General features: G+C 65.4%; 19 protein-coding genes. 1 reads left to right on the top strand and 18 read right to left on the bottom strand.

Features of this window, described 5'->3' with window-relative positions; translation table 11 throughout:
• Positions 1–138: 138 nt before the first annotated feature.
• The 3 genes from CYJ07_RS20895 to CYJ07_RS06080 form a co-directional block, all read right to left on the bottom strand.
• Complete coding sequence (locus CYJ07_RS20895) at positions 139–486, bottom strand: con-10 family general stress protein (RefSeq protein WP_104202780.1); 348 nt, start codon at positions 484–486, stop codon at positions 139–141.
• 272 nt (positions 487–758) lie between these two features.
• Complete coding sequence (locus CYJ07_RS06075; RefSeq protein ID WP_104202781.1) at positions 759–2,036, bottom strand: Y-family DNA polymerase; 1,278 nt, start codon at positions 2,034–2,036, stop codon at positions 759–761.
• Positions 2,033–2,491, bottom strand: a complete 459-nt coding sequence (locus CYJ07_RS06080; RefSeq protein WP_104202782.1) for a LexA family protein — start codon at positions 2,489–2,491, stop codon at positions 2,033–2,035. Before CYJ07_RS06080 ends, CYJ07_RS06075 begins: the two co-directional genes overlap by 4 nt.
• A 145-nt stretch (positions 2,492–2,636) precedes the next feature.
• Here CYJ07_RS06080 and CYJ07_RS06085 point away from each other — a divergent pair, with 145 nt between their 5' ends.
• Positions 2,637–3,914 (top strand): MgtC/SapB family protein, encoded by a 1,278-nt coding sequence (locus CYJ07_RS06085; protein ID WP_104202783.1) that lies wholly within the window; start codon positions 2,637–2,639, stop codon positions 3,912–3,914.
• 15 nt (positions 3,915–3,929) lie between these two features.
• On the opposite strand, the gene CYJ07_RS06090 is transcribed toward CYJ07_RS06085, so the two are convergent.
• The 15 genes from CYJ07_RS06090 to CYJ07_RS06160 all read right to left on the bottom strand — a co-directional run bounded on the left by CYJ07_RS06090 (position 3,930) and on the right by CYJ07_RS06160 (position 14,919).
• Positions 3,930–5,135, bottom strand: a complete 1,206-nt coding sequence (locus CYJ07_RS06090) for an RNA polymerase sigma factor (protein ID WP_331280921.1) — start codon at positions 5,133–5,135, stop codon at positions 3,930–3,932.
• A gap of 9 nt (positions 5,136–5,144) precedes the next feature.
• Positions 5,145–5,504, bottom strand: a complete 360-nt coding sequence (locus CYJ07_RS06095) for a YciI family protein (RefSeq protein WP_104202785.1) — start codon at positions 5,502–5,504, stop codon at positions 5,145–5,147.
• Between the two features lie 86 nt (positions 5,505–5,590).
• Complete coding sequence (locus tag CYJ07_RS06100; protein ID WP_104202786.1) at positions 5,591–6,640, bottom strand: EscU/YscU/HrcU family type III secretion system export apparatus switch protein; 1,050 nt, start codon at positions 6,638–6,640, stop codon at positions 5,591–5,593.
• Positions 6,637–7,482, bottom strand: coding sequence for a type III secretion system export apparatus subunit SctT (sctT, locus tag CYJ07_RS06105; protein WP_104202787.1), 846 nt, complete (start codon positions 7,480–7,482; stop codon positions 6,637–6,639). The genes CYJ07_RS06100 and sctT overlap by 4 nt, the downstream gene beginning before the upstream one ends.
• Positions 7,483–7,488: 6 nt before the next feature.
• The gene (locus CYJ07_RS06110) at positions 7,489–7,758 is read right to left on the bottom strand and encodes an EscS/YscS/HrcS family type III secretion system export apparatus protein (RefSeq protein ID WP_167111613.1); all 270 of its coding nucleotides are present in this window, start codon (positions 7,756–7,758) and stop codon (positions 7,489–7,491) included.
• A gap of 5 nt (positions 7,759–7,763) precedes the next feature.
• Positions 7,764–8,420, bottom strand: a complete 657-nt coding sequence (gene sctR, locus CYJ07_RS06115) for a type III secretion system export apparatus subunit SctR (RefSeq protein WP_104202788.1) — start codon at positions 8,418–8,420, stop codon at positions 7,764–7,766.
• The gene (gene sctQ, locus CYJ07_RS06120) at positions 8,413–9,555 is read right to left on the bottom strand and encodes a type III secretion system cytoplasmic ring protein SctQ (protein ID WP_197038263.1); all 1,143 of its coding nucleotides are present in this window, start codon (positions 9,553–9,555) and stop codon (positions 8,413–8,415) included. Before sctQ ends, sctR begins: the two co-directional genes overlap by 8 nt.
• Positions 9,552–10,031 carry a hypothetical protein gene (locus CYJ07_RS20430; RefSeq protein WP_104202789.1) on the bottom strand — a complete coding sequence of 160 codons (480 nt, stop codon included), beginning with the start codon at positions 10,029–10,031 and terminating at the stop codon, positions 9,552–9,554. Before CYJ07_RS20430 ends, sctQ begins: the two co-directional genes overlap by 4 nt.
• Entirely contained in the window at positions 10,028–11,365 is a 1,338-nt protein-coding gene (locus CYJ07_RS06130; protein ID WP_104202790.1) for a FliI/YscN family ATPase, read from the bottom strand. Before CYJ07_RS06130 ends, CYJ07_RS20430 begins: the two co-directional genes overlap by 4 nt.
• Complete coding sequence (gene sctL, locus CYJ07_RS06135) at positions 11,362–11,958, bottom strand: type III secretion system stator protein SctL (protein WP_197038264.1); 597 nt, start codon at positions 11,956–11,958, stop codon at positions 11,362–11,364. Before sctL ends, CYJ07_RS06130 begins: the two co-directional genes overlap by 4 nt.
• On the bottom strand, positions 11,930–12,628 hold the full coding sequence (locus CYJ07_RS06140) for a hypothetical protein (protein ID WP_104202792.1): 699 nt from the start codon (positions 12,626–12,628) through the stop codon (positions 11,930–11,932). The genes sctL and CYJ07_RS06140 overlap by 29 nt, the downstream gene beginning before the upstream one ends.
• On the bottom strand, positions 12,625–13,389 hold the full coding sequence (gene sctJ, locus CYJ07_RS06145; RefSeq protein ID WP_231489552.1) for a type III secretion system inner membrane ring lipoprotein SctJ: 765 nt from the start codon (positions 13,387–13,389) through the stop codon (positions 12,625–12,627). Before sctJ ends, CYJ07_RS06140 begins: the two co-directional genes overlap by 4 nt.
• 32 nt (positions 13,390–13,421) lie before the next feature.
• Positions 13,422–13,823, bottom strand: coding sequence for a hypothetical protein (locus CYJ07_RS06150; RefSeq protein WP_156085472.1), 402 nt, complete (start codon positions 13,821–13,823; stop codon positions 13,422–13,424).
• Positions 13,824–13,897: 74 nt separating this feature from the next.
• Positions 13,898–14,077 carry a hypothetical protein gene (locus tag CYJ07_RS06155; protein ID WP_104202795.1) on the bottom strand — a complete coding sequence of 60 codons (180 nt, stop codon included), beginning with the start codon at positions 14,075–14,077 and terminating at the stop codon, positions 13,898–13,900.
• A 53-nt stretch (positions 14,078–14,130) separates the two neighbouring features.
• Positions 14,131–14,919 (bottom strand): hypothetical protein, encoded by a 789-nt coding sequence (locus CYJ07_RS06160; protein WP_156085473.1) that lies wholly within the window; start codon positions 14,917–14,919, stop codon positions 14,131–14,133.
• Between the last annotated feature and the right edge of the window lie 2 nt (positions 14,920–14,921).

A 14,921-nucleotide genomic window follows, 5' to 3' on the forward strand; every position in this document is an offset into this window, starting at 1 on the left:
CCAACGTTATAGTTATTCGGTTCGCTCACTCAGAGCAAGCCGATCAGGTACTGAGCCGATCGACGCCAATGGACTGACAGAAATAAGGCCGCCACGGCTAATGCCGTGACGGCCTCGTTCTGCAAATTTCAAGCAGCGTTAGCGGTTTCCGCCTCCGCTGTTCTTGCCGCCTTTCTGACCGGCTTCGGAAGCCTTCTGCGGATCGTTGGCAAAATTGCCGCTGCTCTGCTGGCCGCCTTTCTGGCCGGCTTCAGAAGCTTTCTGCGGATCATTGGCAAAATTGCCGCCGCTTTGCTGACCGCCTTTCTGGCCGGCCTCCGAGGCGCGCTCAGGATCGTTGGCGAAGTTGCCACCGCTCTGCTGACCGCCCTTGTGACCGATATCCTCGTAGAATTCGCGATCATGGGTCTTGGCAGTGGTTTCACCGCCTTTCTTACCCGCTTCGTTGACTGACATCTTGTCTTGATCGTTGCGCTTATCCGCCATGATTTGCCTCCTTTCCGTTTCACACGGCTTCGTGAATGGCGATACATCCTTGCTGTGCGCCTTCAACATAGAGAGCGCTGTGCACTTCTTGCAAGCCAGCGCGCGCGTCTTTCTGTGAGGCTTTGTTATCTTTACCTTCTCTTCTTTGCACCATCCTTTGTCCGTACCTTTCTGCAGCGTATTACCCATTGAAGCGGACAGCAGTCATGCCTGAAACACGGCTGGTGGAGACCTGCCACAACTCTTGCCCCTCAAGCTAACACTTACCCCATCTACCCCGTCCGGACCCGCATCAGTTCGTCCCAGCGCGTGGTATAGCGCCCGGTGCGCCGCTGGCAGCGCAGCGCCCAGGCACTGTCGGCATGAGGCAGGCCGAAACGCACGGTGTCTCGTCCCATCTCGCGGTTGAGCCGGTCGAGCGTAGCCATCAACCGCCGGCTGCGGTCGCGGCGCCATTCGTCCGCAGGATCGTCCAGCAGCGAAAGCTGGCGCCGCTCGGCGTTCACCAGATCGAGCAGTATCACGCCGCATTTCTGATAGCGATGCCCCTCGAGAAAGATCGCCGCCAGCGCCCGGCGGGCCGCCTCGAGCAAGGCCGGCGTGGAATCGCTGGGTTCCTCAAGCGCCACGACCTGGCTGTTGGCGTACTGCGGATCGCTAAGCCGATGGGGATCGGTGCGCAGGAAGACCAGCACCGCCCGCGCCAGGCTCCCCTGGCGGCGCAGCTTCTCGGCGGCGCGCGTCGCATGCTGGCGAACGGCCGCCTGCAGGTCGTCGAGCTCACCACTCAGCCGGCCGAAGGAGCGCGATACCAGGATGCGCTGACGCGGCGCGTTCACATCCTCCAGCTCGATGGCCGAATGGCCGCGCAGTTCCCAGACGATTCGCTCCAGCACCACCGAGAAGGCGTCACGAATCTGCTTGGGGTCGGCCTGGCGCAGCTGCCAGGCCGTCTCGATGCCCATCAGGGCGAGCCGTTCACCGGTGCGCCGCGCCACCCCCCACAGTTGGGTAACCGGCAGCTGTTCCAGGACATGGCGGGTCACGTCGCCATCGGCATCGAGACGGCAGACCCCCTCGTAGGCCGGGATCCGCTTGGTCAGACGATTGGCCACCTTGGCCAGCACTCGGGTCGGTGCCACCCCCACCCCAACCGGAATTCCGGTCCACTGTCGCACCGTATCGCGCAGCCGATGACAGTGGGCTTCCAGCGCATCGGGGGCGAAGCCGGCGAAACCGACGAAACTCTCGTCGATGGAGTAGGGTTCCACATCGGGGGAGAAATCGGCCAATACACGATTCACCCGTCGCGAGACATCACCATAAAGGGCATAGTTGCTCGACAGCAGTACCGACTGGCGGCGAATGGCGGGCGGCAGCAGATGCAGCGGCGCTCCCATCGCCACACCCAGCGCCTTGAGCTCGCGGGAACGTGCCACCACACAGCCATCGTTGTTCGACAGCACGCCCACCGGCAGGCCTTCCAGCCGCGGGTTGAAGGCCCGCTCGCAGCTGACGTAGAAACTGTCTCCGTCGACCATGGCGATCATGACGACGCTCCCGGCAGCGCATGGATCACGTAGGTCACCACGCCCCAGACATGGCACTCGCGCCCTTCCAGCGGGATCGGGGCGAAGCGTGGATTGCTGGCCAGCAGTACGGTACGCCCGCCCCGGCGTGCCAATCGCTTGACGGTGGGCTCGCCATCCACGGCGATTACCACCACGCGACCGGAGCGAGGTTCCAGGCCGCGGTCCACCACCAGCAGGTCGCCGTCATGGATACCGTCGCCCAGCATCGAGTCGCCCTCGGCACGCACGAAGTAGGTGGACGCAGGGCGCCGCACCACGTAATCGTGCAGATTGAGGTCGACATCGAGATGATCGTCGGCGGGACTGGGAAAACCGGCCCGAACCCGACATCCCAGCAGGGGCAGGCCATGAGCGCCGGTGGGCGCCGAGGCCCGGCCGACGACAGGCAGCGCGGGGGGTGGAGCGAGCGTCATGGAAGCACCTCACGATAACTGTATTTCCATACAGTATTCGACACCCCTCGTCGGAAGGCAACTGCCCACCGTCGCTGGCACCGGATTGATCAAGGCTTCGTTACAGACCACCCTGAAGGGCAGAACCTCCAGGGACAGGGATGTAATGGAAGAAGCTACTCGTGAGTTTCTTTTTACTCATAAGGATTTCATCGAACTCGGCGTAGCGCTGTTACTGGGCGCCCTGATCGGCATCGAACGCGGCTGGGTCGCGCGTGAACGCGAGTGGGGCGAGCGCGTGGCCGGAGTACGCACCCACGCCCTGGTGGGGCTGCTTGGCGGCATCGCGGCACTGCTGGCGGAAAGCCTGACGCGCTGGGCCTTCCCGCTGATTTTCCTGGCCATGGCGATCATCGCCCTGGTCGCCTATCGCGAACGCATGGAACAGAGCCGGGACTACAGCATCACCGGCCTGGTCGGGTTGCTGCTCACCTTCTGTTTCGGCGCCCTGGCGGTTGCCGTGGACCTGGCCCTGGCCACGGCCTGTGCCGTGGTCACGGCGCTGATTCTCGACAATAAGCGCGAGATTCACGGCCTGCTGCACAAGCTGCAAGCCAACGAACTCGACGCTGGCCTCAAGCTGCTCCTGATCAGCGTGGTCGTGCTGCCCCTGCTGCCCAACGAGGACATGGGTCCCGGGGGCGTGCTCAACCCTTACGAGATCTGGTGGCTGGTGGTGCTGATCGCCTCGATCTCCTTCGTCGGCTACTTCGCCGTGCGGCTCGGCGGCACCGAAAAGGGCATCCTCTTCACCGGCCTGTTCGCCGGGTTGAGTTCGTCCACCGCGCTGACTTTGCAATATGCCCGCCAGGCGCAGCGCGATCCGTCGCTGTCACCGATGCTCGCCGCGGGTATCCTGCTGGCCTGCGGCACCATGCTGCCGCGCATACTGCTCTATGCCGCCCTCGTCGGCCCCACTCTGCTGCCGCAGCTGACGGTACCGGTTGCGGTTATGGGCGTCACTCTCTACCTTCCCGCTCTATGGTTGTGGCGCCGGCATCGCCGCGCGCTCAAGGCCGACCGCCCCATGACCCAGAACCCGCTGGAGCTGCGCCTGGCCCTTATGCTCGGCGCCCTGCTGGCCACGGTCATGCTGCTCGGCGAGTGGTTGCAGGCCTGGCTCGGCAGCGCCGGTATCTTTCTGCTGTCCGCCGTCTCGGGTATCGCCGATGTGCACGCCATTACCCTGTCGCTGAGCCGTCTGGCGCTGACTTCCATCGAGGCCCACACCGCCATGCTGGGCATCGTGCTGGCCGCCTCGGTGAACAACCTGTTCAAGGTGGTGCTAACCGCTACGGCCGGCAACGCTCGCCTGTCCCGCTACATCGCTTGGCCGATGCTGGCCTCGGCGACGGCGGGGCTCGCCTCGGCCTGGTTGGTATAGCGAACCGTCGAAGGCTTAGCTCCCCAGCACCTCGCCCAGACGGCGCTCGAGAAAGCGTCGCTCGGTATCGTGCGTCACCAAGGCGAGCGCCTCACGGTAATGCGCTGCGGCCTCGTCATGACGGCCCAGCCGGCGCAGCAGGTCGGCGCGGGTTGCCGGGAGCAGGTGGTAATGGGGTAAGTGGATCGCCTCGAGCAGCTCGAGACCGGCCTCCAGCCCGTCGGCCATGGCAATGGCTACCGCGCGATTGAGCGCCACCACGGGCGTCGGCTGAAGGGCATAGAGCAGGCTGTAAAGAGCGGCGATGCGCCGCCAGTCGGTTTCCTCCGGGGCCGTTGCCCTGGCATGCAACGACGCGATGGCGGCCTGTACCGCGTAGGGGCCGAACGAGGCACCGCGCAACGCCTCCTGGACATGGGCGAGTCCCTCCTCAATGCCGTCCCGGTCCCAACGTGAGCGATCCTGGTCCTCCAGCAGCACGATGTCGCCGTTGTCGTCGGTGCGGGCATCGCGCCGCGCGTCGTGCAGCAGCATCAGCGCCAGCAGGCCGCGCGCCTCGCGCTCGGCCGGCAGCAACCGCACCAGCATGCGCCCCAGGCGAATCGCCTCGCGGCATAGATCGGTGCGCACCCAGTCGTCGCCGAAGCTGGCGGCATAACCTTCGTTGAAGATCAGGTAGATCACCGCCAGCACCGCTTCCAGACGTTCGCCCAGGATGTCGTCGTCGGGCACCTCGAAGGGAATGCCGGCGTCGCGTATCTTGGCCTTGGCCCGTACCAGCCGTTGGGCCAGGGTCGGCACTGGCACCATGAAGGCGCGGGCGATCTCCTCGGTACGCAACCCGCCCAGGGTATGCAGTGTCAGTGCCACCTGGGCGGGTCGTGCCAGGGCCGGATGGCAGCAGGCGAAAATCAGCCGCAGGCTGTCGAGCGGCTCGGCCTCGAGGTCGCGTTCCAGCACCAGTTCCAGGTGCTGGCGCAGCTCGTCGCCCTTGCGCTCGCGCATCTGCTGATGGCGCAACTGATCGACCACCTTGTGGCGGGCGGTGGCGATCAGCCACGAGGCTGGGTTCGGCGGCCAGCCCTGGACCGGCCACTGCACCATCGCCGCCTCGAAAGCCGCCTGCACGGCGTCCTCGGCCAGCTCGAAATGGCCGAATCGACGAATCAGGCTGGCCAGCACGCGGCCATACTCGCGACGATAGATGTCGTCCAGGGTCACGCAAATCCCTCACAATCGATAGGCGGGGTCCACCGGTCGCACCTCGACCGAGCCGCCGACCCGCAGCGGCGGGATGCGCTGGGCCAGCCCCAAGGCCTCGTCCAGGTCGCGGCACTCCACCACGTGAAAGCCGCCCAGTTGTTCGCGACTCTCGGCGAAGGGCCCGTCCAGCGTCACCACCTTGCCGTTCTGCTCGCGCAGGGTGGTGGCGGCCGCGACCGACTGCAGGCGGGCACCGCCACGATAGTGCCCGCTGGTAACCATTTCCTGGATCAGGGCGTTGTAGTCGTTCATCACCGCATCACGTTCGGCATCGGGCAGTCCCTCCCACAGCGCCTCGTCGATACAGCACATCAGCATGTATTGCATGGCAGTTTCTCCTGGTCGTTCACAAGACTAGCTCATTGGCTGTCACTCATGAGTCGTACGACCTTCCTCGGAATCGACATTTTCTTCTAGATCAACCCGGCCGCCACCAACTCGTCGGCGACCGCCTGGAACGTATCCTGAGGAACCGGCCCTCCGTTACCGGCCTGCTTGGCGATTCGGGCCGCCAGCCCTGGCCGATTCGCCACGGCAATCCCCTGGGCGGCAGCCGCCTCGAACAGCGCGGCGGACTGCTCGGGGGAAGCCTTGCATACCACCACCGGCACGGGTGTCTCGCCCTTGACGTAGCGCAGTCCCACCAGCCAGTCGCCGGCGGCACCCAGCATGAGCGAGGCGTGCTCCAGGCCGGTTCGCGCGGTGTGGGCGTACATGTCTCGCCGCTCGCGTTGACGGGCACGTCGAATCTCGGGGTCTCCCTCCATGTCCTTGCGTTCGCGCTTGTGCTCGGTTCGGGTCATGCGTTGGTCGCGCCGGAACAACCAACGCTGCATCAGCACGTCGATCGTCCCGACCGCGAGAAACGCGACCAGGGCGGTAATGATCAGCGGCTCGAGCAGCGCCATGAAGATGCCATCCAGGCAATCGAAGCCACAGCGCGGCGAGTCCATCAGGGTTTGCAACCCCAGCCGAAAGACGATCACGAACGCCGTACCCAGCGCGGCCATCTTGATCAATGACTTGACGAATTCGATCACGCCGCGGGCCGAGAAGATTCGCTTGAAGCCCTCGGCGGGGTTGATGCGCTCGAACTTCGGCTTGACCGGGTCCACCGAGAATACCGGGCCGCGCATGATCAGGATGTTGGTAAGCACGGCGGCCACGACGGAGATGACGATGATCGGCAGTACCGAGCGCACCACGATTTCCGCTCCCAGCGCCAGCATGCGTGGCCACAGAGTGTCGAAAGGCTCGTGATAGAGGCGCGTAGTGGTGCTGATGAGGTGGCGCACTCGCTGTTCGATGCCGCCGGCGGCCATGACGAGATAGAGCGTGCAACCCAGCATCACCATGGCGGTAACCATGTCCGAACTCTTGCTTACCTGCCCCTTCTTGCGCGCGTCGCGCAGCTTCTTTTCGGAGGGCGGCAGCGATCTCTCTTCGCTGGGTTTTTCGCTCATGCGCGCTCCTGTTCCCCAGGCAGCCAGAAGGTGCCACCCAGCAGCGTCTCGAGGCGTCGATAGCCATCACCCAGCGTGCCGAGTTCCTCTACCAGCAACGGTATCAGGAACACGATGTAGAGCAGCATCAGGAAGGTGAAGAGCAGGTTCTTGATTGCCAGCGACAGCGAAAATACGTTCAGGCTGGGCGCCATGCGTGCCAGGTAGGCGAGCATCAGGTCGGCGACCAGCAGGGCGATCACCAGAGGAGCGACCATCATCACGCCCACCCGCATTACCTGGTCCAGCATACCCAGCATCGCCAAGGCGGCGCGTGACTCCAGCACCGGCGCGAAGCGCTCGACTGGCCACAGCGCATAGCTTGCGTAGAACCCCTCGAGCATGATCATGAAGCCACCCGAGACGAAGAACAGCGCCACCAGAGTCACCACCAGCAGCGTGCTGGTGACGCCCGACTCGGTGCTGCCCATCGGATCGAGCAACTGCCCCATGGTCGAGGCACGCTGCAGGTCGACCACTTCCCCCGCCACCTCCGCCGCCCAGAACGGAATGCCGAATACCACACCGATGACGGCGCCGATCATCAGTTCCTTGATCAGCAGGGCGGCGAGACCGAAGGCCGACAATGGCCCCAGCGCCGGCAGCGCGGAAAAGATGAACGGTATCGCCGGCAAGGCAATGGTCACGGCCACGGCGGAGCGAATCATCCCGGTCAGGCCGAGCCGGTTGAAGGCCGGCGTGATCAGGATCACCCCCAATGCTCGGGTCATGCCGATGGAAGCGGCCACGAGCATGGGATAGACCAGCTCGACAAGGAGGGGAAAGAACTCGTCGAATGTCATGGGACCTCAGCGCGACCAGGCGGCGAAGTTGTCCAGCACCTGGTCGGTCAGGTTGACGAGCTGCCCCACCAGCAGCGGCCCTCCTACGATCAGCACCAGCATGATCACGATGACCTTGACCGCCTGGGGCAGGGACTGATCCTGAATCTGCGTTAGCGCCTGAAGCAGGCCGATGCCGAAGCCGATCACGATCGCCGCCAGCAGCGCGGGTGCGGAGAGCAACAGCACGGTCCACAGGGCATTGTTCATCAGCGTGAGGAAGATCTCGCCGGACACGGTGGCTAGCCTCCGTAGCTGAGGATCAGGCCGTGCATCAGGCGCGACCAGCCGTCCACGGCAACGAAAAGAAAGATCTTCAGCGGCACCGAGATCAGCGGCGGCGCGACCATCACCATGCCCATCGCCATCAGCACGTTGGCCACCACCAGATCGATGACCAGGAACGGGATGTAGATCAGAAAGCCGATCTCGAAGGCACGCACGAGTTCGGAGGTAACGAAGGCCGGAATCAGTACCACCAAGTCGTCATCCTGCAGATTCTCGCGCGCCTGCTCCGACCATATGTTCTGAGTGGCATCGATGAAGAAGACGCGCTCACGCTCGTTGGCGTATAGCGACAGGTACTCCTGTAGCGGCCCGCGCAGCAGCATACCGGTCTCACGTATGTCCTCGACGCTCTCCAGCGACCCACCGTGGTTCTCGAGCCGGTAGGCAATCTCGCCAACCAGTGGCGTGGTGATGTAGACCGTCAGCACCAGGGCGATGCCGTAGAGCACCAGGTTAGGCGGCGTCTGCTGGATGCCCAGGGCGTTGCGAATCAGGAACAACACCACGGCAATCTTGAGAAACGAGGTCATGGTCACCACCGCCAGGGGCAGCAGCCCCAGGCCGGCCATGACGATGATCATGCCGACCAGGTTGGGCTCGAACTCACTCATCGCCCGTGAGCCTCACTATCTGCACACCCAGGCTATCGCCAATCTCCACCAGCCGCCCCCGCCCCATGAGCCGCCCATTGACCATCAGGTCCACGGCGCCCTCCGCCGGCCGAGACAGCGGCAGCACGCTCCCCGGCCCCAGCTCGCGCAGTTCACCGAGCGAAAGCTCCAGGCGGCCGAGTTCGCACACCAGACGCATCGGCAGGCCATCCAGGGCCGCCGCATCCGTGGGCGACGGTTTCGGGTTGCGAGGATTTTCTGCCATGTCGTCACGGCTCCTGTCGTTATTGAGGGGATAGTTACCGAGAGGATCGTTGCCGGCCCGCGCCGGCTGGGGCACATCGAGGTCGTCGCCATGCCCGGCGGTTGGTGTCGTAAGCAACTTCAGGCCATCTTTCTGCTCCACCACCACGGCCATCGGGCGCCCGGCGATCGCCAGTGCCTCGGCAGGCCGTTCGAGCAGCACCACGTCGCCGGGCATCAAGCTGCGCAGCTCGTCCAGCCGCAGCCGTTGATGGCCCGCGACCCACTGCACGGGAAGAGGCAGCGCCGAGCAGGGCCTGGGTTCGACGGGAGGAAGCGCGTCCAGCAGCGGCGTGACAGCCCGCATGGCGGCGGCGCCCAGCGACAGCATCAGTTGACCGGCGCGCCCGTCGGCCTCCAGGCGCAGCGAGATGCGTATGGCCGAGGCCTCCTCGGCCGAAGGGGCCGCCTCATCCAGGCGCAGAGCAACGCCCAGTCGCGCTTCCAGGGGCTCGATCCACTCCAGCAGGGCATACTCTAGCCACAGCGCCATGAGGTCGGGCTCGCACGTCTCCAGCCCAGCACGCAGCGCCAGGCGATCCGTCAAGAGCGCCAGGCTGTCGTGGCAGAGCTGCAGCAGCGCGGGGGCGCCGCCTATCGATAGTCCCAGCGCCACGGGCAAGGGAGGCGGTTCGGCCTCCGGGACGATGCTCAACCGCAGCGCCCGCTCGCCCAAGGAGAGAACGGGCGCGGGGCGGGGGCGGTGCAGTGCGTTGAGCATGGTCATCTGCTCCGGCGACAACCGGGGCAGGCATGCGGTATTCATCGTGTCCCCTGTCCTCGCCACCGGACCCTGCCACTCCGTCACCGGCATCAGGTCTAGCTTCGTCATTCCGGCCCTCCGCGCGGCAGGGTGTCTTCGAGGTCCGCCTCGAGGCGGCCTTCCTGCACGATGCGGTCGGTTCCGCGGCGACGCTCGAACAGCTTCCCCAGTGCCTCCCGGGCATGGGAGCGCTGCTTCCAGACCTCGGCCTGCCGGGCACACTCCTCGAGCAGCCGGCATCGCTCCCGCTCGGCCACCGACCGCGCGTCGGTCAGTTCGGCCTGGCGCCGCTGATGGTCGTCGATGGCCTGGCGCGCCTGCTCCAGTTCCGCCGGAGACAGGGGGGAGCCCTCCGCCGCCTCGAACCAGGCCTGTTCGAGCCGATCGAAATCGTCCTGCTCACGCGCCAGGGTAAGGTCGAGCTCGTCGATGCGGCGCGCCTCGTCCCGACAGCGCCGCTGCTGCGCCATCAGGGCGGCCTCGGCCAGTCGCTCGCGCCGCTCACGCAGCGCCATGAGTTGCTCGAGTCGGAAGCGGTCGGTCATAGCAGCAGTTCATTCATGCGTTTCTGGGTCTCCTTGAAGTCGCTGTACTCCTTCTCGCTCTGGCGCAGGAAGGCTTCGATGGCGGCATGCCTGGCCACCGCCTCGTCGGTAAGAGGGTCGCTGCCCTCGCGGTACTCACCGACCTGCAGCAGCAGCTCGACGTCGCGATGACGTGCCAGCAGGTCGCGAATCCGGCCGGCGTTGCATCGCTGCTCGTCCGAGATGACGGTATCCATCAGGCGGCTGCGGCTGGCGAGGACGTCGATGGCTGGAAAGTGGTCGCGCTTGGCCAGGTCGGCGCTGAGCACGATGTGGCCATCGAGAATGGCCCGCGTCTCCTCGGCGACCGGATCGAGGCTGCCGTCGCCCTCAGTGAGCACGGTATAGAGCGCCGTAATGCTCCCGCTGGCCCCCGGTCCCGCCCGTTCCAGCAGGCGCGGCAGAGCGGCGAAGAGCGAAGGCGGATAGCCGCGCCGGGTTGGCGGTTCGCCGGCGGCCAGGCCGATCTCGCGCTGGGCGCGGGCAAAGCGGGTGATGCTGTCGACCAGCAGCAGGACGTCGCGCCCCTGGTCGCGGAAGTACTCCGCCACGGTGGTAGCGACCATGGCGGCCCGCGCCCGCTCGATGGCCGGGCGATCGGACGTGGCCACCACGCAGACCGTGCGCTGCCGGGCCTTTGCATCGAGCTGCACGTCCAGCAGCTCGCGTACTTCGCGCCCGCGTTCGCCGACCAATCCCAGCACGATGACCTCCGCCTCGCTGCCGCGCACGATGGCGGAGAGCAGCGACGACTTGCCCACCCCGGGCTCGCCGAAGATGCCGACGCGCTGGCCACGCGCCACGGTCAGCAGGCCATCGATGGCACGAATGCCCAGCGCCAGCGGATGCTGGATCAGCTGCCGCGCCAGAGGACTGGGGGGCTCGGCATGTACGGGGCAGAGGCGCAGGGTATCGGTGTCGCGACCCGGTGCAGCATCGATGAAGGTGCCCAGCGGACTGATCACCCGCCCCAGCAGCGCCTCTCCCACCGGCACGCCTTGTGGCCCTCCGGTGGCGATGACCTCGGCCCGGGTGGACATACCTTGCAGGTCGCCGATCGGAGAGAGGATGGCGTGCTCCTCCTCGAAGCCGATGACCTCGGCGGCGACATGGCGCCCGCTGAGAGGATCCCGCAGATAGCACAGCTCACCGATGCCGGTGCCGTCGACGCTGGCATGCACCAGCAGACCGCGAATGCGCCGCACCCGCCCGTGCACCGGGCGCAGTTCGGCATCTTCCAGCCGCGCGCCCAACCGCGGCAGCAGCGATTCGAGGTCGATCTCGGGGGGCGTCATCGACGCGGCTCCTGGCCACTCGCCAGCGCGCGGCGCAGGGCGGTCAACTGGGCATCGAGCCCGACGTCGACGATTGCCACCGGGCTGACCAGCAGGCACTGGCCCGAGCCCAGCTGCGCATCGCCTTCGACTCGATAGGCGGGGCCTTCGGGCAATGGCGGCCCCTGAGCCAACAGCGCCTCCACGGCCGCCACCCGCTCCGGCGCGACGCGCACGCTGACTCGCATGTCATGGCGCAATTCGCGCAGGGCCTGGCGCGCGCAGCGGCTCACCAGTTCGGCGTCGTCGAACTCGCCGAGTACGCGACGCACCATGCGCAGGGAGAGCTCGGCCAGCGACTGGCCGAGCCCCGCCAGGTAGCGCTCGACCCGCTGGGTGGTCTGTGCCAGCAGTTCGGCCGCCTGGGCCTCGCCTTCCCGCCGCCCCTCTTCGAAGCCGTCGGCGTAGGCGCTGGCGGCGGTATGTCGCGTTCTCGACTCCATCTCCCTGGCATGCGCCTGGGCGCGCTCGAGAAAAGCGTAACCATCGATCCAGGCCTGGGCCTCGTCGCTACGCAGGATGACCTTACCCGGACGCGTCGGCAGTTCGTGCATGCTCTGATTCCTTGATTTCTGCATCGACGATGGCGGCGGCACAGCGCACGATGCGCGGCCCCTGCCGGCGAACCTCGGGGGAGGCTGCCTCCAGCGCCTCCTCCTCCGGCAAGCCGGCGGCCAGCCCCAGCCTCAGCCAGGCGGCGAGCTCGGGCGGCTGCAGCGACAGCCAGGCCGAGACGCAGGCCTCCCCACCGCGCCTGACCTCCCGTGCCAGCGTTTCGATGTCGTCAGCGGCCGCTGTCGCCACCGCCAGCTCGCGGTTGGCCAGTGCGGCAGCGAAGGCGGCATCGCCGAAGCGCTGCTTGAGTGCCACCACGCGCGGTGCACGAATCTCGCGCACGAAAGCGGTGGCATGCCAGATCACGCCACAATAATGGGCCAGCGTGGCACCGGCCCGCGCCGGCAGCGCCAGCAACCGGGCGTCCTCTTCGGTGGGTACGGGCAGCGCTTCGGGCGGCGTCAGGCCATGCCGGTCAATCAACCGCTGCGCCAGACGGCGCTGAAAGCGAGGATGACGCATCAGCGCCTCCAGAATGGCGTCGTCGGCAATCCCCCCCAGGCAATCCTGCAGCCAGGGGCGCGCCATGCAGCGCGCCGGCGACTCGACGAAGGATCGCCATGCCGAGGCCGACGGTTCCCGTTCGGCGACGGTATGCGTTCCGCTCATGTCGGCGGCTCCAGGTCGTAGGGCGCGCGCCGACGCCGCTGCCAGGTCATCCACCCCACCGCCCCGACCAGCCCCAGCAGAGCGACGGCGACGATACCGAACAGCCAACTGACACGACCGACGCTGCTCGCCGGCATGGCGATGCCGAGAAAGGCACTCGTCTGCGGTGGCAGTATTTGCACCCGAGGCTCCAGCCTGACCGCCGCCACCGGCACCACCGATACGTTGTCGTAGGAGAGCCCGGCAATGCCGTTGGCCACCAGGGTCTTGATCCGCGGGATCAGCGGTCCCACCTCGAGTTCGGGTGCGTGGCGAATGAACACCGAAGCCGACGAGGGTGTGCTGTCCTGGCGCACCAGGTCGTTCTCGGGAAGGACGACGTGCACCCGGGCCGTGAGAACGCCGTCGATCTGCGACACCGTATGCGACAGTTCTTCGCTGAGTGCATAGAGCATCTGTGCGCGCTCCTGCACCGGCGACGAGACCAGGCTGTTACCCTGGAAGACCTCGCCAAGATTGGAAAAGCGCTCCTGGGGCAACCCCAGGCGATCCAGTATCTCCACCGCTTCGGCAAAGCGATCCTCATCGACGGTGACTGTCATGCGGTCGCCATCTGCAGCGATCCGCTTGGCAGGAATACCGTGCCTGGCCAGCGCCGCCGCCATGACGTTGGCCTCGCGCTCGCTGAGGTCGGTATACAGCTCGGTATCACACGCCTGCAGCAGCAGCGCCAGGGCGAGAATCGACAGCGCTCGGAGCAACCCCCTGCATCGTTGGGCGAGTGGCAAGCCGGTCATCCCCGTAGCAGCGTCGAGCAGGCGCCCGATGTCTGGGCAGCGCAGGATGCCATCAGCCGAGACTCGACCGCATGGTCGAACATCGAGCCGAACGCTTCGATCATGCGCTCGAACTGGGCGTCGCCCAGCGCCTCGGCATTGTCTCCCTCGGCACCCTCGCTGCCTGCCACGGGCTTGGAAGCGTCACTCCCCTCGCCGCCCTGCCCGGAGAACACCTGCATCCGCTCGAGGGTACCTTCCAGCCGATTGAGAATGTTCTCGCCCAGCTCGGCCGGGGTCACGGCTTGCAGAGTCGAGCCGGAAGCGCGTGCCATGTGCTCGAACAGATTCTGCTCGGCAAGCGTTCCGGAATTCACCATGCCCTCCGCCATTGGGGCGGGCGTTGTGCCTGTCGTCATCGTGGACATCATCACGAATTACCTCATAACGTGTGCCTGGACGGCAGACAATCCCTGCCGTATTCGTGTCGACGTCAGCCTTCGTCCTTGAGCATGTCGCCGGCATAATCCATCAAGTGCATCATCGCCAAGGAACCCACTGCCTGACCGACGATGGCCTGGGCCTGGGCGTTCTCGACGGCGGCATCAAAAGCCTGCTGATCCGTGCTGGTGAGGTCGTTGCCACCGGGTGCACCCACGGCTTCAGTCGCCATGTTCGCTTCCTCCTTTTCTTCTCTTCGTTTCGTCTACTTTCTTCGTTTCGCCATCATTCGCTGACGGCTGTCTCGGTCGTTCCGCCGCGAAACACCCTGACAGCTGATGGACCGCGCGGGGTCGGTTGACGCAGGCGCTCGACTTGCCTTGCCACATTGTCTATCCACGCTGGCGGCCCCCAGGCCTGGAGCGTCGAACCGCCATCCACCAGCCGCACCCGCAGCGGCGTACCGATACGGGATGCTTCGATGTTTTCCATCAACTGCTGCGAGTCGATTCCATCGAGTTCGAAGCGGCGCTGCGACATCTCTCCCCGCGTGGCGACATGCAGTACACTGCCATCGAAGAACCAGGCCAGGCCGTTGGCTGCGCTGATTCTTTCGAGGAACTCTTCGGCGGTACCGGCGCGTATATCGCCTCGCACCCGCCCCCTTACTTCATGCGAAATCTCCACGGGAAGGGACAGGTTGTGGCCCATCTCCCGGAGTACGTCACGCACATCCTGATCGATGATGACGTAGCGATACTCGCGCTCTTTCCACTCATCCACCGGCCAACTATTCACCTGCTCTTCCGCAACACAATTTCCTGCTGTAGCGGCCAGGCCCACGCCAAGAAGAGCGAATATTGCATAACCATTTCGCATCGATATCGAAAGGTTTTTTCCTATACCAAGAAGAATAAAGGTGCAGTAGTATCGAAACGTATTTGCCTTACAAGGAGACAGGCTCCCTTGGAATACCCGCAACGGAAAGCTCCTTAAAAGGCGTATTTCACGACAAGCAAACTTGGGGCGTGCATCCACATACGAGGAGGTTTCATTGGTGATGCGAAACGACATAC

Origin of the sequence: Billgrantia saliphila, from assembly GCF_002930105.1 — a bacterium.
GTDB classification, from domain to species: Bacteria; Pseudomonadota; Gammaproteobacteria; order Pseudomonadales; family Halomonadaceae; genus Halomonas; species Halomonas saliphila.